Annotated in this window: 23 protein-coding genes; 20 read left to right on the plus strand and 3 right to left on the minus strand. The window is 44.3% G+C overall.

Translation table 11 applies throughout. The features are described from left to right. Positions 1 to 76 precede the first annotated feature (76 nt). Positions 77 to 2,002, minus strand: a complete 1,926-nt coding sequence (locus C0979_RS01290; protein WP_101694262.1) for an ABC-F family ATP-binding cassette domain-containing protein — start codon at positions 2,000 to 2,002, stop codon at positions 77 to 79. Between the two features lie 118 nt (positions 2,003 to 2,120). Between C0979_RS01290 and C0979_RS01295 the strand changes: the two genes are divergently transcribed. The 20 genes from C0979_RS01295 (at position 2,121) to C0979_RS01390 (ending at position 22,464) form a co-directional block, all read left to right on the plus strand. Beyond that, positions 2,121 to 2,765: a redox-sensing transcriptional repressor Rex gene (locus tag C0979_RS01295; protein WP_101694263.1), complete on the plus strand. Its 645-nt coding sequence runs from the start codon at positions 2,121 to 2,123 to the stop codon at positions 2,763 to 2,765. A 103-nt stretch (positions 2,766 to 2,868) separates the two neighbouring features. Beyond that, positions 2,869 to 4,365 carry an NAD(P)H-hydrate dehydratase gene (locus C0979_RS01300; protein ID WP_101694264.1) on the plus strand — a complete coding sequence of 499 codons (1,497 nt, stop codon included), beginning with the start codon at positions 2,869 to 2,871 and terminating at the stop codon, positions 4,363 to 4,365. A gap of 4 nt (positions 4,366 to 4,369) precedes the next feature. Next, positions 4,370 to 5,536: an alanine racemase gene (gene alr, locus C0979_RS01305; RefSeq protein WP_101694265.1), complete on the plus strand. Its 1,167-nt coding sequence runs from the start codon at positions 4,370 to 4,372 to the stop codon at positions 5,534 to 5,536. A gap of 88 nt (positions 5,537 to 5,624) precedes the next feature. Next, positions 5,625 to 5,972 carry a type II toxin-antitoxin system PemK/MazF family toxin gene (locus C0979_RS01310; RefSeq protein WP_101694266.1) on the plus strand — a complete coding sequence of 116 codons (348 nt, stop codon included), beginning with the start codon at positions 5,625 to 5,627 and terminating at the stop codon, positions 5,970 to 5,972. Between the two features lie 23 nt (positions 5,973 to 5,995). Further along, a complete protein-coding gene (locus C0979_RS01315) occupies positions 5,996 to 6,793 on the plus strand; it encodes a hemolysin family protein (protein ID WP_101694267.1) in 798 nt (265 codons plus the stop codon). Between the two features lie 71 nt (positions 6,794 to 6,864). Further along, complete coding sequence (locus C0979_RS01320; protein ID WP_101694268.1) at positions 6,865 to 7,596, plus strand: YebC/PmpR family DNA-binding transcriptional regulator; 732 nt, start codon at positions 6,865 to 6,867, stop codon at positions 7,594 to 7,596. Between the two features lie 42 nt (positions 7,597 to 7,638). Next, on the plus strand, positions 7,639 to 8,409 hold the full coding sequence (locus C0979_RS01325; protein WP_202031213.1) for a CFI-box extended C-terminal domain-containing protein: 771 nt from the start codon (positions 7,639 to 7,641) through the stop codon (positions 8,407 to 8,409). An 11-nt stretch (positions 8,410 to 8,420) separates the two neighbouring features. Beyond that, on the plus strand, positions 8,421 to 9,701 hold the full coding sequence (locus C0979_RS01330) for an O-acetylhomoserine aminocarboxypropyltransferase/cysteine synthase family protein (protein ID WP_101694269.1): 1,281 nt from the start codon (positions 8,421 to 8,423) through the stop codon (positions 9,699 to 9,701). 50 nt (positions 9,702 to 9,751) lie between these two features. Further along, entirely contained in the window at positions 9,752 to 10,447 is a 696-nt protein-coding gene (locus C0979_RS01335) for a ClpP family protease (RefSeq protein ID WP_101694270.1), read from the plus strand. Positions 10,448 to 10,514: 67 nt separating this feature from the next. After that, positions 10,515 to 12,941, plus strand: a complete 2,427-nt coding sequence (locus C0979_RS01340; protein ID WP_101694271.1) for an FtsK/SpoIIIE family DNA translocase — start codon at positions 10,515 to 10,517, stop codon at positions 12,939 to 12,941. 43 nt (positions 12,942 to 12,984) lie between these two features. Continuing rightward, entirely contained in the window at positions 12,985 to 14,655 is a 1,671-nt protein-coding gene (locus C0979_RS01345; protein ID WP_101694272.1) for a formate--tetrahydrofolate ligase, read from the plus strand. Positions 14,656 to 14,706: 51 nt separating this feature from the next. Further along, positions 14,707 to 15,543 carry a bifunctional methylenetetrahydrofolate dehydrogenase/methenyltetrahydrofolate cyclohydrolase FolD gene (folD, locus tag C0979_RS01350; RefSeq protein WP_101694273.1) on the plus strand — a complete coding sequence of 279 codons (837 nt, stop codon included), beginning with the start codon at positions 14,707 to 14,709 and terminating at the stop codon, positions 15,541 to 15,543. A gap of 14 nt (positions 15,544 to 15,557) precedes the next feature. Further along, complete coding sequence (locus tag C0979_RS01355) at positions 15,558 to 16,799, plus strand: FN3 associated domain-containing protein (protein ID WP_101694274.1); 1,242 nt, start codon at positions 15,558 to 15,560, stop codon at positions 16,797 to 16,799. Between the two features lie 69 nt (positions 16,800 to 16,868). After that, positions 16,869 to 17,756, plus strand: coding sequence for a sulfide/dihydroorotate dehydrogenase-like FAD/NAD-binding protein (locus C0979_RS01360; RefSeq protein WP_101694275.1), 888 nt, complete (start codon positions 16,869 to 16,871; stop codon positions 17,754 to 17,756). After that, complete coding sequence (gene gltA / locus C0979_RS01365; protein ID WP_101694276.1) at positions 17,756 to 19,138, plus strand: NADPH-dependent glutamate synthase; 1,383 nt, start codon at positions 17,756 to 17,758, stop codon at positions 19,136 to 19,138. The genes C0979_RS01360 and gltA overlap by 1 nt, the downstream gene beginning before the upstream one ends. Positions 19,139 to 19,292: 154 nt before the next feature. Next, complete coding sequence (locus C0979_RS01370; protein WP_101694277.1) at positions 19,293 to 20,069, plus strand: ZIP family metal transporter; 777 nt, start codon at positions 19,293 to 19,295, stop codon at positions 20,067 to 20,069. Positions 20,070 to 20,122: 53 nt separating this feature from the next. After that, positions 20,123 to 20,851, plus strand: a complete 729-nt coding sequence (locus C0979_RS01375) for a DNA alkylation repair protein (protein WP_101694278.1) — start codon at positions 20,123 to 20,125, stop codon at positions 20,849 to 20,851. After that, entirely contained in the window at positions 20,821 to 21,330 is a 510-nt protein-coding gene (locus tag C0979_RS01380) for a pyridoxamine 5'-phosphate oxidase family protein (protein ID WP_242962619.1), read from the plus strand. The genes C0979_RS01375 and C0979_RS01380 overlap by 31 nt, the downstream gene beginning before the upstream one ends. Positions 21,331 to 21,358: 28 nt before the next feature. Further along, positions 21,359 to 21,838 carry a 23S rRNA (pseudouridine(1915)-N(3))-methyltransferase RlmH gene (gene rlmH / locus C0979_RS01385; RefSeq protein ID WP_101694279.1) on the plus strand — a complete coding sequence of 160 codons (480 nt, stop codon included), beginning with the start codon at positions 21,359 to 21,361 and terminating at the stop codon, positions 21,836 to 21,838. 326 nt (positions 21,839 to 22,164) lie between these two features. Next, a complete protein-coding gene (locus C0979_RS01390) occupies positions 22,165 to 22,464 on the plus strand; it encodes a hypothetical protein (RefSeq protein WP_101694280.1) in 300 nt (99 codons plus the stop codon). Between the two features lie 13 nt (positions 22,465 to 22,477). Here the strand turns inward: C0979_RS01390 and C0979_RS01395 are convergent, their stop codons facing one another. Together C0979_RS01395 and C0979_RS01400 are read right to left on the minus strand one after the other, a co-directional pair. Further along, positions 22,478 to 23,857 carry an aldehyde dehydrogenase gene (locus tag C0979_RS01395; RefSeq protein WP_101694281.1) on the minus strand — a complete coding sequence of 460 codons (1,380 nt, stop codon included), beginning with the start codon at positions 23,855 to 23,857 and terminating at the stop codon, positions 22,478 to 22,480. Beyond that, on the minus strand, positions 23,838 to 24,029 hold the full coding sequence (locus tag C0979_RS01400; protein WP_101694282.1) for a hypothetical protein: 192 nt from the start codon (positions 24,027 to 24,029) through the stop codon (positions 23,838 to 23,840). The genes C0979_RS01395 and C0979_RS01400 overlap by 20 nt, the downstream gene beginning before the upstream one ends. Positions 24,030 to 24,072 lie beyond the last annotated feature (43 nt).

Here is a 24,072-nt window from a genome sequence, read left to right on the forward strand (position 1 = left end):
TGTAAAGGGTTATAAACATTAAACATAATTTGGGACGGAGTAAAATGAAACTTTACTCCGTCCCAAATTGAATTCTCTACTCTGCCAATTCTTCCCATCTTAAGTACAGTTCTTCTAATTCTTCAGCGATCGCGGCCTTTTCGTGAGCCAGTTCCTGGCATTTCACAGAATTAGTGAAAATTTCTTCCTCCATCATCAGCTGGTCGATTTCGCCGTCCCGTTCTTCTAACTGTGTAATTCGTTCTTCTGTTTTGCGAAGATCATTTTGGCGTTTTCGCTCCTTTGCCTGAGCTTCTTTTTGTTCTTGCCAGCTTAGTTTGCCTTCGGATACCGAAGTGGTGTTGGTGGAAGGAAGAGAAGAGGTGTTTGCTGGAGTGGAAGCGTAAGCTTTTGTCAGCTCTTCTTTCTTTTCCAAGTAGTAGTCATAGTTTCCAATATAGTTTACGAAAGTCTGATTGACCAGATCCAGAATCCGGGTTGCTGTCTGATTGATAAAGTAACGGTCATGGGATACATACAGGATCGTTCCTGTGTAGTCATTTAATGCTTTTTCCAGAATTTCCTTGGAAGTAATGTCCAAATGGTTAGTAGGCTCGTCGAGAATCAGGAAATTTGCTTCGGACAGCATTAGTTTTGCCAGAGATACGCGTCCGCGTTCTCCGCCGCTTAGATCCTTGATCCGTTTGAATACGTCATCGTCGGTAAAAAGAAAGGCGGCGAGCATATTTCGGATTCGAGTACCGGTAAGTGATGGATAGGCATCAGAAATTTCATCAAAAATCGTTTTTTCCATATTCAGCACATGGTGTTCCTGATCGTAATAGCCGATGTGGACATTCGTGCCAAGGATAAAGGTTCCGCCATCTGCCGGAAGTACCTCGTTTAAAATTTTAAGAAGCGTTGTCTTTCCGGTTCCGTTGTCTCCGATTATGGCAACGTGTTCTCCGCGTTTTATTTCAAAGCTGATGTCTTGGAACAGCGTTTGATTTGGAAAAGATTTGCTTAAATGTTCCACTTTAAGTACATCGTTTCCGCTGATACAGGAAGGCTCCAGTGTCAGTTGAATCTGTGTATTTACTTCCATTGGTTTTTCTACAGGAGTTATCTTTTCTAACATCTTTTCCCGGCTTTCGGCTCGGCGAATGGATTTTTCCCGGTTGAAAGAGCGAAGCTTTTCAATGACGGCTTCCTGATGCTTGATTTCCTGCTGCTGTTTTAGATATTCTTTGAGCCTTGCTTCTCGAACCTGCTGTTTTTTCTCAGCGTATGTTGCATAGTTTCCAAGATAGGTGGACAGTTGTCCCAGTTCGATTTCCAACACCTTGGTGACAACACGATTTAAGAAATAGCGGTCATGGGAGACGATAAGAACCGCTCCCTGATAGTTGAGAAGATACGTTTCCAGCCAAGCGATGGAAGTAAGATCCAGGTGGTTGGTAGGCTCGTCAAGAAGTAGAATGTCCGGTTTGGTCAGCAGAAGTTTTCCTAAGGATACCCGGGTTTTCTGACCACCGGAAAGCGTAGATACAGGTTTGGAAAAATCGTCTTCCGTAAAGCCAAGTCCTTTGAGGACTCCGGTGATTTCGCTTTCGTAGGCGTAACCGTTCTGTCGTTCGAATTCTGCCATCAGCCGGTTGTAAGTCTCCAGCCTTGCAGATAACGTTTCTCCTTCGAGAGAAGGCAGCTCCTGTTCGATGGAGCGGATCTGACATTCCATTTCGATCAGATCTGCCTTGGCAAGGCGGACTTCCTCGTAGATGGTCGCGCTGCCGGACATGTCCTGATGCTGGGCAAGATATCCAAGAGTTTTTCCCTTGGTAAGGATCACGTCTCCGTGATCAGGTGAAAGTTCACCTACAATCATTTTCAAAAGGGTGGATTTTCCGGCGCCGTTAGGGCCGACTAAAGCCACCTTTTCATGGTCTTCTATATGAAAAGAACCATCGGTGACAATCGTATTTTCACCGAAAGCTTTTGTAATTCCGTGACATGCTAGTACCATAATTTCCTCCTTTGTTTTTCCGTTTCTATTATATCGAAAATAGGAGAAAAAACAACTTAAAGTTTGACTTTGAAAGGAAAATTCTATATAATGTTTTCTAGAATGGAAGGTGAGATGATTGGAAGATAGAGGGATTTCTCAGGCAGTGATTCGCAGGCTGCCAAGATACTACAGATATTTGGGAGAACTGCTAGAAGGCGGAGTAGAACGAATTTCCTCAAATGATTTGAGTAAACGAATGAATGTAACTGCGTCTCAGATCCGTCAGGATCTGAACAACTTTGGAGGGTTTGGACAACAGGGATATGGATATAATGTAAAGTATCTGTACACAGAGATAGGCAAGATTCTGGGACTGGAAGAAGACCATAATATCATTATTATCGGAGCGGGTAATCTTGGACAGGCGCTGGCGAATTACGCAGCCTTTGAAAAGAGAGGCTTTATCTTAAAGGGAATCTTTGATGTGAACCCAAGACTTGCGGGAGTGACGATCCGCGGGGTTCCGATTCGGATGATGGATGAGCTTAGATCCTTCGTTGCGAACAATGAGGTAGACATTGCAGCTCTTACGATTCCGAAAGATAAAGCAGAGGAAGTAGCTGATATGCTGGTAGAGAACGGTGTCCGTGCAATCTGGAATTTTGCACATATTGACCTGAATCTGCCGGACAATGTGATTGTAGAGAATGTTCATCTCTCGGAGAGTCTTATGCAGTTGTCATATAATATCAGCCGATATAACGAAGAACATCAAAAATAAGCAAGAACAACACAGGGACGTGTAAGGACAGGCATGTGCAGACAGGCTTGTCTCTATGCGTCTTTTTTCATTGAAATAAAAAATATGACAGGGGGGTAGCAGGATGGAGTATTTGGTAAACAGTCGTCAGATGAAGATGGCGGATCAGTATACCATACAGGAGAAAGGGGTTTTGTCGCTTACATTGATGGAGCGAGCGGCCGAAAGTTGTGTGAGGGTTATGGATGAACTCGGCATGGATTTATCCAGACCTTGTGTGGTATGCGGGTCGGGCAATAATGGAGGCGATGGCTTTGCGATTGCAAGGCTTTTGGCAGAAAGAGGGAAGGAGGTTACGGTATTTCTAGTCGGCAATAGCTCCAGCTGTACGGAAGAGACGAAGCATCAGATGCGTCTTCTTAAAGAGACGGGAACGCAGATTCTGGAAGGATATGAGTCGGGGGATTACAGTCTCATCGTAGATGCCATTTTTGGCGTGGGATTAGGCCGGGAAATTATTGGCAGATACGTACAGGTGATTCAACAGATGAATGAAGCTGATGCACAGAAATTTTCAGTAGATCTGCCATCTGGAATTTCAGCAGATCATGGAGCTGTGATGGGAATCGCATTTCAGGCGGATGTGACGGTGACGTTTCAGACAACCAAGCTGGGACTTGCACTGTATCCGGGGAAACGTTATGCCGGGAAGGTATTTGTAGAAGATATTGGAATTGACCTGACAAAGGCAGAGAAAGATTCCAATCTTACCTATGCTTACGAGCGGGAAGATTATCGAAAGCTTCTTCCGATAAGAAGAGCAGATTCTAACAAGGGAACCTACGGCAAGGTTCTTGTGATTGCCGGAAGCAAAGGCATGGCAGGAGCGGCGTATTTGAATGCTTATGCAGCCTATATGGCAGGCGCAGGACTGGTACAGATCTATACAGCTGAGGAGAACCGTGTGGTTCTGCAGCAGCTGCTGCCGGAGGCAATCGTCACAACCTATGATCTCTATGATCAGGGAGAGCTTTTAAGGCTTTTGAAATGGGCCGATGTAGTCTGTGTTGGATCGGGGATCGGGACGACGGAGAAGGCACGAAAGATTCTGCGTGCTACATTGGAAAATGTGCGTGTTCCATGTCTGGTAGATGCAGATGGATTGAATCTGATCGCCGCTCACAAAAAATATCTGGATGCATTGTCTGTGGATGATCTGGTATTTACTCCGCATATGATGGAAATGTCAAGGCTTACAGACTTAACGATTGAGGAGATTCGCTCTTCCAGAATGGACGTGATAAAAAGCTTTGCCGATCAGCATCGTTTAACCTGTGTGTTAAAAGATGCCCGCACGGTTATTGCGTCGAAGGGAAGAAAAGCAAGTGTCAATCTGTCGGGGAATGCATCGATGGCGAAAGCCGGTTCCGGCGATGTGCTGTCCGGCATAATCGCAGGTCTTATGGCACAGGGAATGGAAGGCTATCAGGCCGCGGTTCTGGGGACATATCTGCACGGAAGAGCCGGAGATCTGGCGCGTGAGAGAAAAGGAACTTACAGTGTGATGGCAAGAGATTTGATCGAATTTCTTGCGGGAGCGTGGAACGAGTTGGAGGAATAAGGGTATGAAAAACTATACAAGAGTATGTGCAAGGATCAATTTGGATGCAGTGGAATATAATATAGAGATGATGAAAAAGAATTTAAGCGGCAGTGCGAAAATGATCGTTGTCATCAAAACAGATGGGTACGGCCATGGCGCGGTTCCCATTGCGAAAATGCTGGAAGAGAAGGAATATGTATGGGGCTTTGCTGTGGCAACCCTCGACGAGGCCGTGATCTTAAGAACAGCTGGCATTACGAGACCTGTTCTAGTATTGGGCTGCATTTTCCCGGATCAGCGAAGAGAGATGATTGCCCAGGAGATTCGCATGACGGTTTATACAGAAGAAATGGCAAAGGAAGTATCCGATCTTGCTTGTGAAATGGGGAAGAAGGCCTATATCCATGTGAAACTGGACACAGGAATGTCAAGAATCGGATTTCCGATAGAAGAGGCAAGTGCTCGTGCAATCGCAGAAATCAGCAAACTTCCGGGATTGATACCAGAAGGTATGTTTACACATTTTGCCAAGGCTGACGAGACAGAGAAGAGTTTTACAAATCAGCAGTTTGAAAAATATATGTGGATGAAGGAACGGCTGGAAAAATCCGGGGTTACTTTTGAAAACTATCACTGCTGCAATAGTGCTGGAATCATTGATCTGCCGGAAGCTGAGCTCGACTTGGTAAGAGCAGGGATTGCGACTTATGGGCTGTATCCGTCGGAAGAAGTGAAAAAGGAGCGGGTTCCTCTTCGTCCTGCGCTTACTCTGGTCAGTCATATTGCCCATGTGAAATGGATTGAAGAAGGTGTTCCGGTCAGCTACGGAGGAACCTTTGTATCGAAACGCCGAACGAAGGTAGCTACCATTCCGGTGGGGTATGGAGACGGTTATCCAAGAAGCCTGTCCAATAAAGGATATGCGTTGATTCGCGGGCAGAAAGCTCCAATTATTGGCAGGGTATGCATGGATCAGTTTATGGTAGACGTTACGGAAATTGAAGGAGCAGCGTTTGGAGACCTGGTTACTTTGGTGGGCTGTGATGGAGCAGAAACGCTTCCGGTAGAAGTGTTAAGCGAATTGTCTGGAAGATTTAACTATGAATTTGTCTGTGATCTTGGAAAACGGATTCCAAGAGAATACATACGCTGCGGTGAGGTTGTGGAACAGAAAGACTATTTTTCCTAATTCTTATGATTTTTTGCCGCGTCAGAATACATCCGGGAAAAGATGGAAATACTGATTTTATCTTGAAGAATCGGAGTGTGAATCAGACGTGCAGGTAAGAAGAGGAGATATTTATTATGCAGATTTAAGCCCAGTAGTGGGCTCGGAGCAGGGAGGGATCAGGCCGGTGCTGGTGATCCAGAATAATGTGGGGAACCGCCACAGTCCGACGGTCATATGCGCCGCCATCACTTCCCGTATGAATAAGGCAAAGCTTCCGACGCATGTAGAAATTGATGCGAGACGCTACCAGATTGTAAAAAATTCTGTTATACTAATGGAACAGATCCGCACGATTGACAAACAGAGACTCAAAGATCTCGTGTGTCATCTGGATAAAGAGATTATGAACAAAGTAGATGAAGCTTTAAAGGTCAGCTTTGAGCTTCATACATAGAAAAGGAGTTTGAGGCAGACGTTATGGAAGATGGAAGTTTATTCCAAAGAATGAAACATTTATTTCAGGTAGAAGATGAGATGGACGAAGGCATGCAGAAAGAAGCAGCGGGACTGATTCGGAATGTGTTCCGCTATATGGATAAAGATGCCAGAGATATTATGACGCATCGGAAAAATATTATCGGAATCGACGGGGATATGGCGCTGGAGGAAGCGCTGATTTTTATGCTGGATGAAAAGTTTTCCAGATTCCCAATTTACCATGAGGACATTGATGAGATTATAGGAATTATCCACCTCAGAGAAGCGATGACAGGCTATTTGAATCCTGAGCTTCGCAAGGTGCCGATCGGAAAATTAAGTGACTACATACGTCCGGTTACGTTTATTCCGGAGACCAAGAGTATCGATACACTGTTTAAGGAGATGCAGGCTGAGAAGAATCATATCGTCATTGTATTGGATGAATACGGACAGACCTCAGGGCTGGTTGCCATGGAAGATATTTTGGAAGAGATTGTCGGAAATATTTTAGATGAGCACGATGAAGAGGAAGAGATGATTCTGCGCCAGAAGGACGGAAGTCTGATCGTGAATGGGTTGACGGAGCTGGAAGATTTAGAAGATCTGTTATCGATTACGTTTGAGACGGAAGAGTACGAGACCCTTAATGGTTTTCTGATTGCGAAGCTTGATCGAATCCCGTCCGAAGATGAAGCTGGCGTGGTGGAAGAGCAGGGATATCGGTTTACGGTTCTGACGGCGGATAACAATATAATTCAGTCAGTTAAGATTGAAAAACAGCAGGAAGAGTGCTAGAATAAAAAACGTGTGACACGAAAAACACAAAATAAGAACAGATAAAGAATGAATAAAGCGAGGGAAAAACGATGTCAGGACATTCAAAATTTGCCAATATTAAGCATAAAAAGGAGAAAAATGATGCGGCAAAGGGTAAGATTTTTACGAAAATCGGAAAAGAGCTTGCCGTTGCTGTAAAAGAAGGCGGAAGTGCAGACCCGACGAATAACAGCCGGCTGCGCGATGTCATTGCAAAAGCGAAAGCGAACAATATGCCAAACGATACCATTGAAAGAAACATTAAGCGTGCAGACAGTGACGCAGATGTGGCAAACTACGCACACATTACATATGAAGGATATGGACCGAATGGAACAGCCATCATCGTAGAAGCGTTGACCGATAATAAAAACCGTACGGCATCCAACGTAAAAAATGCATTTACCAAAGGAAGCGGTAACGTGGGAACGCCGGGATGTGTATCCTTTATGTTTGATAAAAAGGGGCAGATCGTGATTGATAAAGAAGAGTATGACGGCGATGCAGACGAGCTGATGATGCAGGCTTTGGATGCAGGAGCAGAGGATTTCGCAGAGGAAGAAGACAGTTTCGAGATCTTTACGACGCCGGAAGACTTCAGCGCTGTGCGTCAGACACTGGAAGAGGCAGGAATCCCAATGGCAGCAGCAGAAGTAACCATGATTCCACAGACCTATGTGGAATTAACGGATGAGAAAGATATTGCCAATATTCAGAAGACATTGGATATGTTGGACGATGACGATGATGTACAGGATGTTTATCACAACTGGGCTGAGTAAGAATTAGAAATATTTCGAACAGCTTAAAGCGGAGGATGACAGATGACGATAGAAGAAAAGAGCCGAAAGCTGGAACAGCTTTTTGAGGAACTTTACAACCGGGTAAGGGAATTTAAGAAGAAGACTTACGATCAGCTTTTTTTACAGCTGTATCATACATATCAGGATCTTTTGCAAGAACTGTCAGCGGATATTGATAAAATGGAAGAGGCAGATCGAATGGCAGGAATTGAAGAAATTGCAGCAGTGATTCCGGCTTATGCCAAGCAAAAGATAGGAACCCTTCCAAAACGAAGCAGAGAGGTTGCAGAGGTGGATTTTAATATGACGATGGCCGTTTTCGTGATTCCACTTCTGACTTATGAGAAAGATCCTTACTGCGGGAAGATTGCAGACCGAATGGTAGAACTTTGGAATGAAGCGAAGGTGACTACTCTGGTACTGAAGAAGTCCTCCTATGACGCGATTACCGACGGGTTTAAGCAGAGACTTTGCTATATTACGACTGCTGTCTGTGGAAGCAGTGGTAAAGCAGATGACTGCTATGAACTGGAGACACTTCGGGCTTACCGAGATGAGTACCTGATGAAAAGTGAGTCTGGGCGAGAATTGGTAGAGGAATATTATGAAGTTGCACCGATGATCGTGATGGCTATCGACATGCATAAGGATGCATCTTCTATCTACAGGCAGATTTATCAGGATTATCTGATGCCATGTGTTCATCTGGCGGAAACAGGAGAAAACGAAGCATGCAAAAAGCGCTATACCGATATGGTATATCACTTACAGCATAGATATTTACATTCATAGGAGGACCCGATATGAGCAATTATAAGAATGAAACCAAGTGTATCCAGTCTGGTTACCAGCCGGAAAACGGAGAGGCGAGAATTGTGCCGATCTATCAGAGTACGACTTTTAAGTATAATTCCAGCGAACAGATGGGACGTCTGTTTGATCTGGAAGAATCTGGATACTTCTATACCCGTCTGCAGAATCCTACTAACGACGCTGTTGCGGCGAAGATCTGTGACCTGGAAGGCGGTGTGGCTGCCATGTTGACTTCCTCTGGACAGGCTGCAAATTTCTATGCGATTATGAATATCGTTCAGGCAGGAGATCATATTGTGTGTGCATCCGCTCTCTATGGCGGAACATACAATCTGTATGCCCATACAATCCGAAAAATGGGCGTGGAAGCTACATTTGTGGATCCGGATTGTACGAAAGAAGAACTGGAAGCTGCTTTTCAGGAGAACACGAAGGCAGTGTTTGGCGAGACGATTGCAAACCCGGCTTTGGTGGTGCTTGATTTTGAAAAATTTGCGGAAGCGGCACATGCACATGGAGTTCCATTTATTGTGGACAATACTTTTGCAACTCCAATCAACTGTCGGCCGTTTGAATGGGGCGCAGATATTGTAACGCATTCTACGACCAAGTATATGGATGGTCATGCATCCTGTGTCGGCGGCGCTATTGTTGACAGTGGTAATTTCGACTGGGATGCCCATGCAGATAAGTTTCCAGGACTGACGACACCTGATGAGACTTATCATGGAATTGTGTATACAGAGCGATTTGGGAAAGGCGCTTATATTACCAAAGCAACTGCACAGCTGATGCGGGACCTGGGATCTATTCAGGCGCCGCAGAATGCATTCCTTCTGAATTTGGGCTTGGAAACGCTTCATCTTCGGGTAGAAAGACATTGTGCGAATGCAGTAGCTGCTGCAAAATATCTGCAAAACCATGAAAAGGTAGCATGGGTGAATTGTCCGTCTCTTCCGGGAGATAAATACTATGACCTGGCACAGAAATATATGCCGGATGGAAGCTGCGGTGTCATCACCTTTGGATTAAAGGGAGGCCGCGATGCGGCTGTGAGAATGATGGACAGCTTGAAAATGATTGCGATTGTGACGCATGTGGCAGATGCCAGAAGCTGTGTGCTTCATCCGGCAAGCCATACCCATCGTCAGATGAACGATCAGGAATTGAAAGAGGCTGGTGTACAGCCGGATCTGATTCGCTTCAGTGTGGGAATCGAACATATTGATGATATTATTGCAGATCTGGCACAGGCTCTGGAAGAGGTATAAAATATCAGAAACACCTTCATACTAAGAAAAAAGTATGGAGGTGTTTTTTTATGGAAGAAATCGAGAAGAAGGAACAGCGTCAGAGCGAAATGAAAGAGACAGGAAGTGCAGATCTGGATGGGAATAAAAATCATCACAAGATTAAATTGTTAACGATCATCGGAGAAATCGAGGGACATGAGTCGGTGTCCGGTAGCGCCAAATCCACCAAATACGAGCATTTGCTGCCAATGCTGGCGGAAGTAGAAGACAGTGACGAGATTGAAGGGCTTCTGATTCTTCTTCATACACTGGGCGGGGATGTGGAAGCAGGATTGTCCATTGCAGAAATGATCGCATCCTTAAGCAAACCGACGGTATCTCTTGTGTTGGGAGGAAGCCATTCTATCGGAGGACCGTTGGCAGTTTCAGCAAAGTATTCTTTTATTGTGCCAAGCGGAACGATGATTATCCATCCGGTGCGTTCCAGCGGGATGTTCATCGGTGTGGAACAAAGTCTTAGAAATATGATTCGGACGCAAGACCGCATCACCCGTTTTCTTGCAAAGCATTCTAAAATTTCCAAGGAACGATTAGAAGAGTTGATGTTAAATCAGACGGAGCTTGTCAAAGACGTAGGAACATTACTGGAGGGGAGAGAAGCAGTTCAGGAGGGGCTCATCGACGAAGTCGGAGGAATGAGCGATGCGTTGAGAAAATTGCACGAAATGATAGAGGGCAGAGCAGGGATTTCCAACGAATTTTAGTAATGACAGACTTCCTTGAAAATGATATACTATAAATAGTATTGTCAATCATAAGGGGGAAGTGTTAATGGCTGCAAAGTCGAAAAAGCGTACAGGCAGACGGCAGACAAAGAAAAAAAAGACGGAGCAGAGTTTCTTATTCAATGAAATTGTCATTTGGGTAAGTTTGGCAATCAGCATTCTGATGTTGATCAGTAATTTTGGATTCGGCGGATTTATAGGGGAGAAAATTGCTGAATTCTTATTCTGGATCTTTGGTTGGGTGGCATTTATCAGTCCGTTTCTTCTCTTTGGAACGGTTGCATTTTTAGTGTCCAACCGCGGCAATGGAGCTGCGTATTTAAAGACTGTTCTCGGTGTAGTTCTTACCGTTCTTGTCTGCACGCTGCTGGAGTTGATTCATAGGGTAGGAGGCCTGATTGGAAAGTCGTTGACGACAATTCTGACACCGGCTATCGGTGTCGCAGGTACATACGTTGTGGTTCTTACTTTGATGATTATCTGTACGGTAATCATTACTGGAAAATCAGCGCTTAAAGGTGTGAAAAAACAAGGCGATAAAGCTTATGATAAAGCGAAGCAGGATGCTGCCCGAAGAAGAGAGCTTGCGAAGGAACGGCGGGAAGCACGGGAGAAAGAGAAAAAGCAAGAAGAAAAGAAGGAAAACAAAGCGTCCCGTTCAAATTCAAAAAAGCGGAGTGATCGTCATGTGGAAGGGGTTTCCTTTGACACCACTCTTTCTAATGAAAACAGCGCTGGAAAAATGCGAGAGTTAAAGGCAGATCCACTTGAGCTTGCAGACGAAGGAGTCATTGAGGAACAGATTTTCAAGGAGCCAAGTCCTCAATTTGAGATTCACAGAGCGGAAGAGCCGAGTGATTTTGGAGGATCAGAGGCTTTCGAGGAAGCTGCCACTGTAGATCAGAGCGCATTGACAAAAAGTCGTGCAAAAGAGAAAATGGAAGTCCGCAAGGAGATGGCAGATGTGGCGGCCACTATAGAAGCAGGGGAAGCGAAACCCAAGAAGGAATACCGTTTCCCGCCGCTTTCACTGTTAAAGAAGGGCAAGAGAGGAAGCGGGGAATCGGATGCTCATTTGAGGGAGACTGCCATGAAACTTCAGACTACATTGCAGAACTTTGGAGTCAATGTAACGGTGACCAATGTAAGCTGTGGCCCGTCGGTGACTCGCTATGAACTGCAGCCGGAGATGGGCGTTAAGGTCAGCAAGATTGTTGGACTTGCAGATGATATCAAGCTAAATTTGGCGGCGGCAGATATCCGAATTGAGGCGCCGATTCCGGGGAAAGCAGCTGTTGGAATCGAAGTTCCTAATAAAGAGAATTCCGCTGTCATGCTTAGAGATCTTTTGGAGTCTCAGGAATTCAAGAACAGTACTTCCCGTATTTCTTTTGCAGTTGGAAAGGATATTGGAGGAAAGACGGTAGTTTCGGATATTGGTAAGATGCCGCATGTGCTGATTGCAGGAGCAACCGGGTCTGGTAAGTCGGTCTGTATCAATACCTTGATTATGAGTATCTTATATAAAGCCTCACCGGAAGAGGTCAAGTTGATTATGATTGACCCGAAGGTGGTGGAACTTAGTGTTTATAACGGAATTCCACATCTGATGATCCCGGTAGTCACAGATCCGAAAAAAGCTGCGGGCGCATTAAACTGGGCAGTAGCTGAGATGACCAGAAGATATCAGGCCTTTGCGGAGCATAACGTAAGGGATATGAAGGGATATAACGAGAAAATCGCTTCTATGCCTTCAGTGGACGGCGAAGCCTTAAAGCCGATGCCGCAGATCGTCATTATCGTAGACGAGTTGGCGGATCTTATGATGGTGGCGCCGGGGGATGTTGAAGAGGCGATCTGTCGTCTGGCACAGCTGGCAAGAGCTGCGGGCATTCATCTGGTACTGGCAACGCAGCGTCCATCCGTCAATGTTATTACGGGACTGATTAAAGCTAATATGCCGTCCAGGATTGCATTTTCCGTATCATCGGGAGTGGATTCCCGTACGATTATCGATATGAACGGTGCGGAAAAACTGCTGGGAAAAGGCGATATGCTGTTCTATCCGGCGGGATATCAGAAGCCGGCCAGAGTTCAAGGGTCTTTTGTGACAGACCAGGAAGTTCAAAGTGTGGTAGAATATTTGAAAAAACAGAGTGGGGAAGCTGTTTACGATGAAGAAGTCGTACAACATGTGAATACCAGCCAGCTAGGAAGCGCCAGTGTGGCAGGAATGGCAGAAGGGGATGAACGCGACGTGCATTTTACAGAAGCAGGCCGCCTCATTATAGAGAAAGACAAGGCGTCCATAGGGATGCTTCAGCGTAGCTTTAAGATAGGATTCAACCGCGCAGCAAGGATTATGGATCAGCTGTGCGAGGCGGGCGTTGTCGGTCCGGAGGAAGGAACGAAACCACGGAAAGTGCTGATGACGGCCGAAGAATTCGAGCGGTACGCCGAAGAGTATGTCTAAAGAAACAAGGGAATAAATCACAGAGAGAAAGGATTGGAAACCGATGAAAACAGATATCCAGATTGCACAGGAAGCACAGATGGCCCATATCAGAGATGTGGCAAAAACAGCAGGAATTGAAGAAGAGGAACTGGAGTTTTACGGGAAGTATAAAGCGAAGCTTTCCGAAGAACTTTGGAACCGGGTAAAAGAAGAACCGGATGGAAAGCTGGTGCTGGTAACTGCCATTAACCCAACTCCGGCAGGAGAAGGAAAGACTACGATTACAGTGGGACTTGGACAGGCGATGACGAAGCTTGGAAAGAAAGCGATGATCGCACTTCGAGAGCCTTCTCTTGGTCCGTGTTTTGGAATCAAAGGAGGAGCAGCCGGCGGCGGCTATTCACAGGTTGTTCCTATGGAGGATTTAAACCTTCATTTTACGGGAGATTTTCATGCAATTACGTCTGCTAATAACCTTTTGGCAGCACTTCTTGACAACCACATCCAGCAGGGAAATGCGCTTCAGATCGATTCTCGTCAGGTGGTGTGGAAACGTTGTCTGGATATGAATGATCGGAATTTAAGAAATATTGTAGTTGGCTTGGGAAGCAAGATGGATGGAATGGTCAGAGAAGATCATTTCGTAATTACGGTTGCGTCTGAAATTATGGCGATTCTCTGTTTGGCAGAGGATCTGAATGACTTAAGAACACGCCTTGGAAAGATTATTGTAGCATACAATTTTGCAGGAGAACCTGTAACGGCAGATGATCTTAAGGCAACAGGCGCTATGACGGCTCTTTTAAAGGATGCGATTATGCCGAACTTGATTCAGACGCTGGAACATACGCCGGCGCTGGTACATGGTGGTCCATTCGCAAATATTGCACACGGCTGCAATAGTGTAAGAGCGACAAGAATGGCATTGAAGTTAAGTGATATTACCATTACAGAGGCTGGTTTTGGCGCAGACCTGGGAGCTGAAAAATTCTTCGATATCAAGTGCAGAAAAGCAGGTCTTCATCCGGATGCAGTCGTTCTTGTGGCAACCGTACGTGCGTTGAAGTACAACGGAGGCGTTGCAAAGGCAGATTTGGGCGAAGAAAATCTGGAGGCATTGAAAAAGGGGATTGTCAATTTAGAGAAACATATTGAAAATATCCAGAAATATGGAGTTCCGGTAGTTGTAACACTGAATTCCTTTGTGACAGATACCGAAGCAGAGAATGAATATATCCGAAGATTCTGTGAAGAAAAAGGATGTGAATTTGCACTGGCAAGAGTTTGGGAAAAAGGCGGAGAAGGCGGAGAAGAACTGGCTTTAAAAGTGCTGGATACACTGGAAAAGAAGGAAAGCAACTTCCATACGCTTTATGAAGATGATCTGTCTTTGGAAGAGAAGATTGAGACCATTTCAAAAGAGATCTATGGCGCGCGTGGCGTTATCTATGAACCGGCTGCAAAGAAACAGCTTGCTAAGATCGCGGAACTTGGATTTTCCAATCTTCCGGTCTGTATGGCAAAGAATCAATACTCTCTGTCTGATGATGCTAAGAAATTAGGACGTCCAACAGATTTTGACATTCACATTCGTGAAGTATATGTCAGTGCGGGAGCTGGGTTTGTGGTTGTATTGACAGGAGCAGTAATGACCATGCCTGGACTTCCAAAGGTTCCGGCAGCAAATGGAATTGACGTGGCAGAAGACGGAACTATTACCGGATTATTCTAATAGGTTCTTGATTTGGGGAGTAGAAAAGAAGATAAGGGAAGAAGGAAAACTATGGCAATATTAATTGATGGAAAAGCAATCGCAGCGCAGATAAAAGAAGAATTAAAAGAACAGGTGGCAGCAATGAAGGCAGATGGTAAAAACGTCTGCCTGGCTGTCGTTCAGGTAGGAGAAGATCCGGCGTCTTCTGTCTATGTAAGAAATAAGAAGAGGGCATGTAAGTATATAGGGATTGAGTCCAGATCTTATGAATTAAAAGAGGAGACCACGCAGGAAGAATTGATACGCCTGGTAGATACATTGAATCAGGATCCACAGGTGGACGGAATTCTGGTGCAGCTTCCGCTGCCGGGACAGATTGATGAAGATGCTGTGATCCGTGCTATCAGTCCTAAGAAGGACGTGGATGGATTTCATCCCATGAATGTAGGGAAAATGTTCGTTGGTGAAGAAGGTTTTGTTCCTTGTACACCGGCAGGAGTGATTGAGCTTTTGAAACGTTCAGGTATTTCGATTGAGGGGAAGGAATGTGTAGTTGTTGGAAGAAGTAATAATGTCGGGAAGCCGATGGGAATTTTGCTTCTTCAGGAAAATGGTACGGTTACCGTAACTCATTCTCGAACCCAGAACTTAAAAGATGTGACTTGCCGTGCAGATATTCTTGTGGTTGCGGCAGGAAAAGCCAAAATGATAACGGCAGATCATGTTAAGGACGGCGCAGTTGTCATTGATGTGGGTATGCATAGAAACGAAGATAACAAACTCTGCGGAGACGTGGATTTTGATCAGGTTGTAGATAAAGTGTCAGCCATTACACCTGTTCCGGGCGGAGTTGGCCCGATGACGGTTGCCATGCTGATGTGTAATTGTGTAGAAGCTGCAAAATAGGAGGAACATGTAGAATGAGATGTAAGTATTGCGGACATAGCATACCGGAAGGAATGCTATACTGTGAGAATTGCGGAAAAGAAGTCTGCATAGTCCCGGAATATAATCCGTTGGATGATCTGTTAAGTGAACAGATCAAAGGTGCTATCAATGGTGATGAACCGGATAATGAAGAGTTTTATCATTACCGTACCAGCGCTGCGACCGGAAGACGAAGAACAGATACCGTGTCACAGCGGGAGCGCGCTCGCGCAGGCATGGACAGAACCCAGCCCGAAAGAGAGCGAAAGCTTTCTGAGCGAGAGCGCAAGCGGAGGCAGGCAGAACGCCGTCGGGAGATAAAAAGGAAAAAAAGACGGAAACGGATGTTAATTTTGCTGATCATTCTGATCGGTATCGTCGGGGGATGTTTTGCCCTTTATCAGGTCTCTTACAGAGGGATCGTGCGGAAAGGATACCGAGAACTAAAAAAAGAGTCCTATCAGGAGGCAAAACGTGCATTTGAGAAAGCACTTTCTAAAGATTCCAAAAAGGCCGATGCTTATATTGGGCTTTCTAAGGTCTATTTGGAAGAGGAAATTCCCGAAGAGGGAGAAAATTTATTCCTTGACGCGCTGGAAAAGCAGCCTAAGAACGTAGAACTATATGAAGCCTGTGTACAATTTTATCTGGATAGTCATCAGTCGGAGGAAATCCCGCATCTTTTGGAAGATGCAGAAGAGGTGGTGACAGAAGCGCTGGCGGAATATATCATTTCAGAACCAGAATTCAGTCTGGATGATGAAGAGGTTTTTGAAGATGTAAGAGAACTGGAATTGACAGCGTCCAAGGGACAGAGCATTTATTATACGACGGATGGAAGCAAGCCTACAAAAAGCAGCACAAAATATACGGAACCGATCCAATTGGATGAGGGGGATACAGAAATTCAAGCCATCGCTGTAGATAAGAAAGGTATTCCAAGCCTTGTCGCATCAAAAACTTACACCGTGGAACTTCCAATTGAAGATGCTCCGGCAGTCTCACCATCTACCGGACAGTATGATACAGCAGTGCCAATTGAAATCAAAGTTCCGGAAGGATATGAAGCATATTATACGCTGGATGGGACAGAACCGACAACGGCGTCAAAGAAATATGACGGACCAATTACAATGCCGCAGGGAGAGACTCTGTTTAAGGCGATTCTTGTGAATGGGAAAGGACGGGAAAGCGGAGTAACAACCAGAAATTATATGTTGGAGACATCCGAGTAATCTGTCACTTGATATTTTGACTCATATCCAGTATGATGAAAGAAGCATTAGTATTTAGGAGGAGATAAGATGTACAAGATAGTAAAAGCCGAAAAACTGGCTGATATGATTTATCTTATGGACGTAGAAGCGCCTCGAGTAGCGAGACACTGTGAGCCCGGACAGTTTGTCATTGTAAAGCTGGATGAAAAAGGAGAGAGGATTCCGCTTACGATTTGTGATTATGACAGAGAAGCAGGTACCATTACCATTGTATTCCAGACGGTTGGTGCTTCTACCATGAAGATGGCAGAGTTAAAAGCAGGGGATTCTTTCCGTGACTTTACAGGACCGTTAGGATGCCCGTCTGAATTTGTCCATGAGGACATCGAAAGTCTGAAAAAGAAGAGGATTCTGTTTGTAGCGGGAGGTGTTGGTGCAGCTCCGGTTTACCCACAGGTAAAATGGCTGAAAGAACGCGGCGTAGACGTGGATGTAATCGTCGGATCTAAGACGAAAGATATGTTGATCTTAGAGGATGAGATGCGCGAAGTTGCCGGAAACTATTATCCATGTACCGATGATGGTTCCTACGGACATTCCGGTATGGTTACAACGAAGATTGAGAAGTTGGTAGAGGAAGGTCACCAATATGATTTGTGCGTTGCGATCGGACCGATGATTATGATGAAATTCACTTGTCTTTTGACAAAGAAATTGAATATTCCGACTATCGTCAGCATGAATCCGATTATGGTAGATGGAACGGGAATGTGCGGCGCTTGTCGTCTGCACGTAGGCGATGAGATTAAATTTGCCTGTGTAGATGGACCAGAGTTCGATGGACATCTAGTAAACTTTGATGAAGCAATGAAGAGACAGCAGATGTATAAGACAGCAGAAGGCCGTGCGATTCTGAAATTAAAAGAAGGAGATACCCATCACGGTGGATGCGGACATTGCGGAGGTGACGAGTAATGGCGGATATGTTGAAAAGAGTTCCTGTAAGAGAGCAGGAAGCGAAGGTACGTGCAACCAATTTTGAAGAAGTATGTTATGGATACAATATGGAAGAGGCACAGGAAGAAGCAAGTCGCTGTCTGAATTGTAAGAATGCCAAATGTATTGAAGGATGTCCGGTATCCATTAATATTCCGGGATTTATATCAAAAATCAAAGAAGGCGATATCGAAGGCGCTTATCAGGTGATTGGAGAATCTTCCGCACTTCCGGCTATCTGCGGACGTGTATGCCCACAGGAGTCTCAGTGTGAGTGCAAATGTATTCGCGGAATCAAAGGCGAGCCGGTATCCATTGGTAAATTGGAACGGTTTGTTGCAGATTATGCGTTGGAGAATGATATCAAACCAAAGAAAGCCGAGAAGAGTAATGGACACAAAGTAGCGGTTATTGGTTCTGGTCCGTCAGGTCTTACCTGTGCAGGCGATCTGGCAAAACTAGGCTATGAAGTAACCGTATTTGAGGCGCTTCATGAATTAGGAGGCGTGCTGGTATATGGAATTCCAGAGTTCCGTCTGCCAAAAGAAAAGGTTGTCAAAAAAGAGATCGAAAAAGTCAAAGAGCTGGGCGTTAAATTCGAGACGAATGTTGTAATTGGAAAGTCTACTACGATAGATCAGCTGATCGAAGAAGAGAAATTTGAGGCTGTTTTCATTGGTTCCGGTGCAGGACTTCCAATGTTCATGGGAATTCCGGGAGAGACAGCGAACGGTGTATTCTCTGCGAATGAGTATTTAACCAGAAGCAATCTGATGAAGGCTTTTGACGATTCCTATGATACGCCAATTGCAGCTGGACATAAGGTGGCTGTTGTTGGCGGTGGTAATGTAGCTATGGATGCTGCAAGAACGGCGCTTCGATTGGGAGCGGAAGTACATATTGTATATCGCCGAAGTGAAGCGGAGCTTCCAGCCAGAGTAGAAGAAGTACATCATGCAAAAGAAGAAGGTGTTATCTTTGATCTTCTGACCAATCCAAAGGAAATTCTCGTAGATGAGAATGGCTGGGTAAAAGGTATGAAGGTTGTTAAGATGGAATTGGGTGAACCTGATGCATCTGGAAGAAGACGTCCGGTAGAAATTCCGGGATCTGAATATGAAATTGAGCTGGATACGGTTATTATGTCTCTGGGAACTTCTCCAAATCCGTTGATTGCATCTACAACAGAAGGATTGAAGACCAATAAGAGAAAATGTATCGTAGCCGAAGAAGAAAATGGTCAGACCTCGAAAGCCTGTGTATTTGCCGGCGGAGATGCAGTGACTGGAGCTGCGACAGTAATCCTTGCTATGGGCGCTGGAAAAGCTGGAGCAAAAGGAATTCATGAATTATTAAAATAATTCTTATAATTAAAATAGTAAAGAAGGGGCGTGGTAAGATAAAAGTACTACGTCCCATTTTTGCTTTTACTTGCTTTTTAATTAGTTTTATTTGCATTCTTACGGTTTTCCGAATATATTAGAAATAGACTTTGAAGAAATGAGGTATGTGTATATGATGATTTTTTGGGGCCTTATGATTCCGTTCATCGGTACGGCGCTGGGAGCCGGGTGTGTGTTATTTGTAAAGAAGGAATTAAATCCAGGTCTTCAAAAGGCACTGCTTGGATTTGCAGCAGGAGTGATGGTGGCAGCTTCTGTATGGTCGCTTCTGATTCCGGCAATGGATATGTCGGAGAGGTTAGGAAAATGGGCATTTGCACCGGCAGCCATCGGTTTTATGATCGGAATTCTTTTTCTGCTTTTTCTGGATCATATCATTCCACATCTGCATATCGGATCTGACAAATCGGAAGGACCTAAAACTTCGCTTGGGAAATCAGCTATGCTGGTTTTGGCGGTCACGATTCATAACATCCCAGAGGGAATTTCAAGTGGGGCTGTGTTTGCCGGGATTTTAATGGGGAATGCAGAGGTAACCATGATGGGAGCATTTGCATTATCCATTGGGATTGCTATTCAGAATTTTCCGGAAGGATTCATTGTGTCTCTGCCGATTAAAAACGAAGGAGGCAGCCGGAAAAAGGCGTTCTATTATGGAGCTATGTCTGGAATTGTAGAGCCTATAGCCGGCGGAATTACCGTGCTTCTAGCGTCCTATGTCACTCCAGCCCTTCCGTATCTTCTTGCATTCGCGGCAGGAGCCATGATCTACGTAGTCGTGGAAGAACTGGTGCCGGAATCAGCAGAAGGAGAGCACAGTAATATTGGGACTCTTGGATTTGCAGCTGGATTTGTTTTAATGATGATTCTGGATGTAGCGCTAGGATAAGAAAAATCAGAACTAAGATAGGATGGGAATGGAAGAAAAATAGGAGGTACCAAATGGAACTACTACTACAAGAAACGAGAAAAAAGCTGGAAAATGAAATAGATTTGGGATACCAGGAGTTCAACCGTTCCCTGATACCGGGGGAAACTTCGAGAATATTGGGAGTAAGGATTCCGGTTCTTCGTAAGATTGCAAAAGAGCTGGTAAAGACATCTGGGAGATCTTATGCCGATGCCGTCGTTTTGCTGGAGCGCTCAAAGGAAGCCTATTATGAGGAACGAATGATTCATGGAATACTGATAGGGTATCTTAAGTGTGAGGAGGAAGAAAGACGGCAGCTTTTAGATTCGTTCGTGCCAGCCATTGATAACTGGTCTGTTTGTGACAGCAGCTGCACGACGTATAAATTTATGAAACAAGACATGGAATACTGGTTTTCTTATTTGGAACAGTATTTAAACAGCAGTCGGGAATATGAAATTCGTTTTGCTGTTGTGTGTATGTTGGATCATTTTGTGACCGACTATTATATTGGAAAGATTCTGCGGGATATAGATGCAGTTCACCATGAGGGGTATTATGTAAAAATGGCGGTCGCCTGGGCGATTTCCGTATGTTATGTTAAATTTCCTAAAGAGACTTTCCAGTATCTTAAAACGGATCATTTAGATGATTTTACCCACAATAAGGCAATTCAGAAAATCTGTGAATCTTATCGTGTATCAAAAGAAGAAAAAGAAAAATTGAAAGAATGGAAGAGAAAAGAGGAAAAGAAGAGATGAGAAAGATGCGTCTTCAAAAAAGAGAGATTACCGACGGTAAAGAACTGCGAGAGATTCTAGGTGAATGCGAAGTAGTCCGAATTGGTACTACGGATTCTGATGGGATGTTTGTCGTACCGGTAAATTTTGGATATGAATTTCAGGAAGACGAGATGCGTCTTACTCTGTATATTCACGGCTCAAAAGAGGGAAGAAAAGCGGAAGCATTTGCGTCCTGTCCGCAAGTCGCTGTTGAGATGGACTGTGGCCACCGCTTGATTCATGGCGCAGATGGCTGCAGTTATTCTTATGCTTATTCCAGTATTATGGGAAACGGAACGATTTGTCAGGTGACAGATGAAAAAGAAAAACTCCATGGGCTTTCCTGTCTGATGGATCATCTTGGGGGAGGAAAAGCTCCGATTCGTCCAGAATCGCTTGATAATGTAGCCGTATATCGAATTGACGTTCATACCTTCACGGGAAAACATAATATATGATAGATAAAAGAAGGATTGGTAATAGGGGATGAAAATTAGTGTAATTACAGTTGGGAAAATAAAGGAAAAGTATTTAAAAGATGCGATTGCCGAGTACAGTAAAAGATTATCCAAATACTGCAAATTGGAGATTGTGGAAGTCGCAGATGAAAAGACACCGGATAACGCCAGTGAAACGGTAGAAACTATGATCCGCGCAAAAGAAGGGGAGCGGATCTTAAAGCATGTAAAGGACGATGCGTATGTTGTCACCCTGGAAATTCAAGGAAAGCAAGTGACTTCCGAAGAACTTGCAAAGAAGATCGATAAGCTCGGGATTCAAGGAGTAAGCCATATTACGTTTATTATCGGCGGTTCTATCGGACTTGGCGAGGAGGTTCTCGAAAGATCTAATTATGCGCTTAGTTTTTCTAAAATGACATTTCCTCACCAGCTGATGCGGGTGATCTTGTTGGAACAAATTTATCGAAGTTATCGGATTATTCACGGAGAACCGTATCACAAATAAAGACGAAATAATGTATTGATAACATGGCGGTTAAAGATATATTTTCAATATTGTTATAGAAAAAGTAGCAGACGAGTGTCCTTTTTGTAGGACATAAGTACTGCTAAAGAAGATTGTGGCGTTGATTTTTCTATTAAGTATATAAGCGCTGCAGATTTTATTGAGTGTTTGGAAAAAACTTCGGAGGAACGAGAATATTTGAATCGTTATCAATTAAAGTAATAGAATCAAAGTTTTTTGGCTGTGCACTAAAATAGGTACATACCCTATATTACTCTGTTTGTGAAGAAAAGTAGATTTATGATTCATAAATAGGAGTGAAGGATATGGATAGAGAACAATGGCTGGAAGAAAAATATCAAAAACACAAGGGGGAATGGTTAAATCAAAAAGTGGCCGAAGAATATCGAAGCCGGGCAAAAAAGATAAGAAACGAAACAAGGGAAAATATCGGAGAAATAAGAAAACTGGAACAAGAACTGATGGAAAAATATGACATTTTAGAGATTGAAGCGACAAATATTATCTGGGGATATCATATTTCGGATTATGTATATAAATATGAAAATATTAGGAAATATGGAGAAAACCTCGAAAGAAAACGGGCTGAAGAAGAGGGGGAATAGCCCCCTCTTAAAATTATTTCAAAAAAGCCCGCAGCAATTTTTCGTTGAGCTTCCGGTAGGGTTGATACCTCATAGGAAGATCTAACCATGTCTTTTTATCTACGATACTCTTATAATGTGAGAAGGTATCGAAGCCGCATTTTCCGTGGTACTGTCCAATACCACTCTCTCCGAAGCCGCCAAATCCCATCTCACTGGTTGCCAAATGAATTACAACATCATTGATGCATCCACCGCCAAATCCGCATCTTGCAGTCACCTTTTTGGCAACTGTCTGGTCTGAAGTGAACAGATACAGTGCAAGAGGATGTGCAAGAGAATTGATCTTGTGAATGGCTTGATCCAGTGAATCATAGGTCAATATCGGGAGTACCGGTCCGAAGATTTCTTCCTGCATAACCGGATCCTGAAAGTCTATATGATCCATGATTGTTGGTTCAATCTGCAGTGTTTTACGCGTGCTTCGTCCTCCGCAGACAGTTTTGTCAGGATCAATCAGTGCCACAATACGGTCGAAATGTTTTTCGTTGATGATTTTACCATAGTTTGGATTCTTCAGTGGTGACTTTCCAAATTGCTTGCGAATTTGCGTCGTAAGCTCTGATACGAGTTCATCTTTAATCGCCTGATCACAGTAAATATAATCGGGAGCTACACAGGTCTGCCCGCAATTTAGATATTTCCCAAATACAATCCGTTTTGCTGCCAGTTTTAGATTGGCAGTTTTTTCTATGATGCACGGGCTTTTGCCTCCCAGTTCCAATGTGACAGGAGTGAGGTGATCAGCCGCATTTCGCATCACTTCTTTTCCCACATTCTGACTTCCGGTAAAGAAAATATAATCAAAATGTTCCTTTAAAAGGCAGGTATTCTCAGCGCGTCCTCCCGTCACAACCGCCACGTATCGAGGGTCAAAACATTCTTCTATCAGTTCCTTGATTACCTGACTGGTATGAGGGGAATAAGCGCTAGGTTTAATGACAGCAGTATTGCCTGCAGCAATTGCATCCACCAGCGGATCGATCGTCAGGAGAAAAGGATAGTTCCATGGACTCATAATCAGACAGACTCCATAAGGAGAGGGCTTTCGGAAGCTGCGGGAGTGGAATTGAGCAAGCGGTGTGTGTACACGCTGTTCTTTTGTAAAAGAAGGCGTGTGCTTCAACATATAACTAATCTCACTTAATACCAGTCCTGTTTCGCACATATAACTTTCAAAGGTGCTTTTTCCAAGGTCTTTTTTTAATGCAAGTTCAATTTCCTTTTCGCGCTTTAAAATGCAGGCTTTCAGACGGCGAAGCATTTCCATCCGGTAGCGGATAGGAAGTGTCTCTCCCGTGAAGAAGAAACGGCGCTGCGCATGAATGAGTTGCCTAATTTCCTGTTCTGTCATTACATGATTCCTCCATTACGATTTCATAAAATTGTTCCAGTTCTTTGGCGTCTAGAAGAAGAGGCACCGGATAAAGCGGATTGACCTCTTTGTCTGCATAGCGAGAGAGCTTTCGGATGTCTGCTTTCTGAATCTGCGGAAATGTCTTCGGTAGTTCAAAGACGTCTTCCAATCTTTGTAGTTCATTCAAGAAGATGCGGGAAGCGAAAGCGCGT

Source organism: Dorea phocaeensis (assembly GCF_900240315.1).
Classification (GTDB): Bacteria; Bacillota; Clostridia; order Lachnospirales; family Lachnospiraceae; genus Dorea_B; species Dorea_B phocaeensis.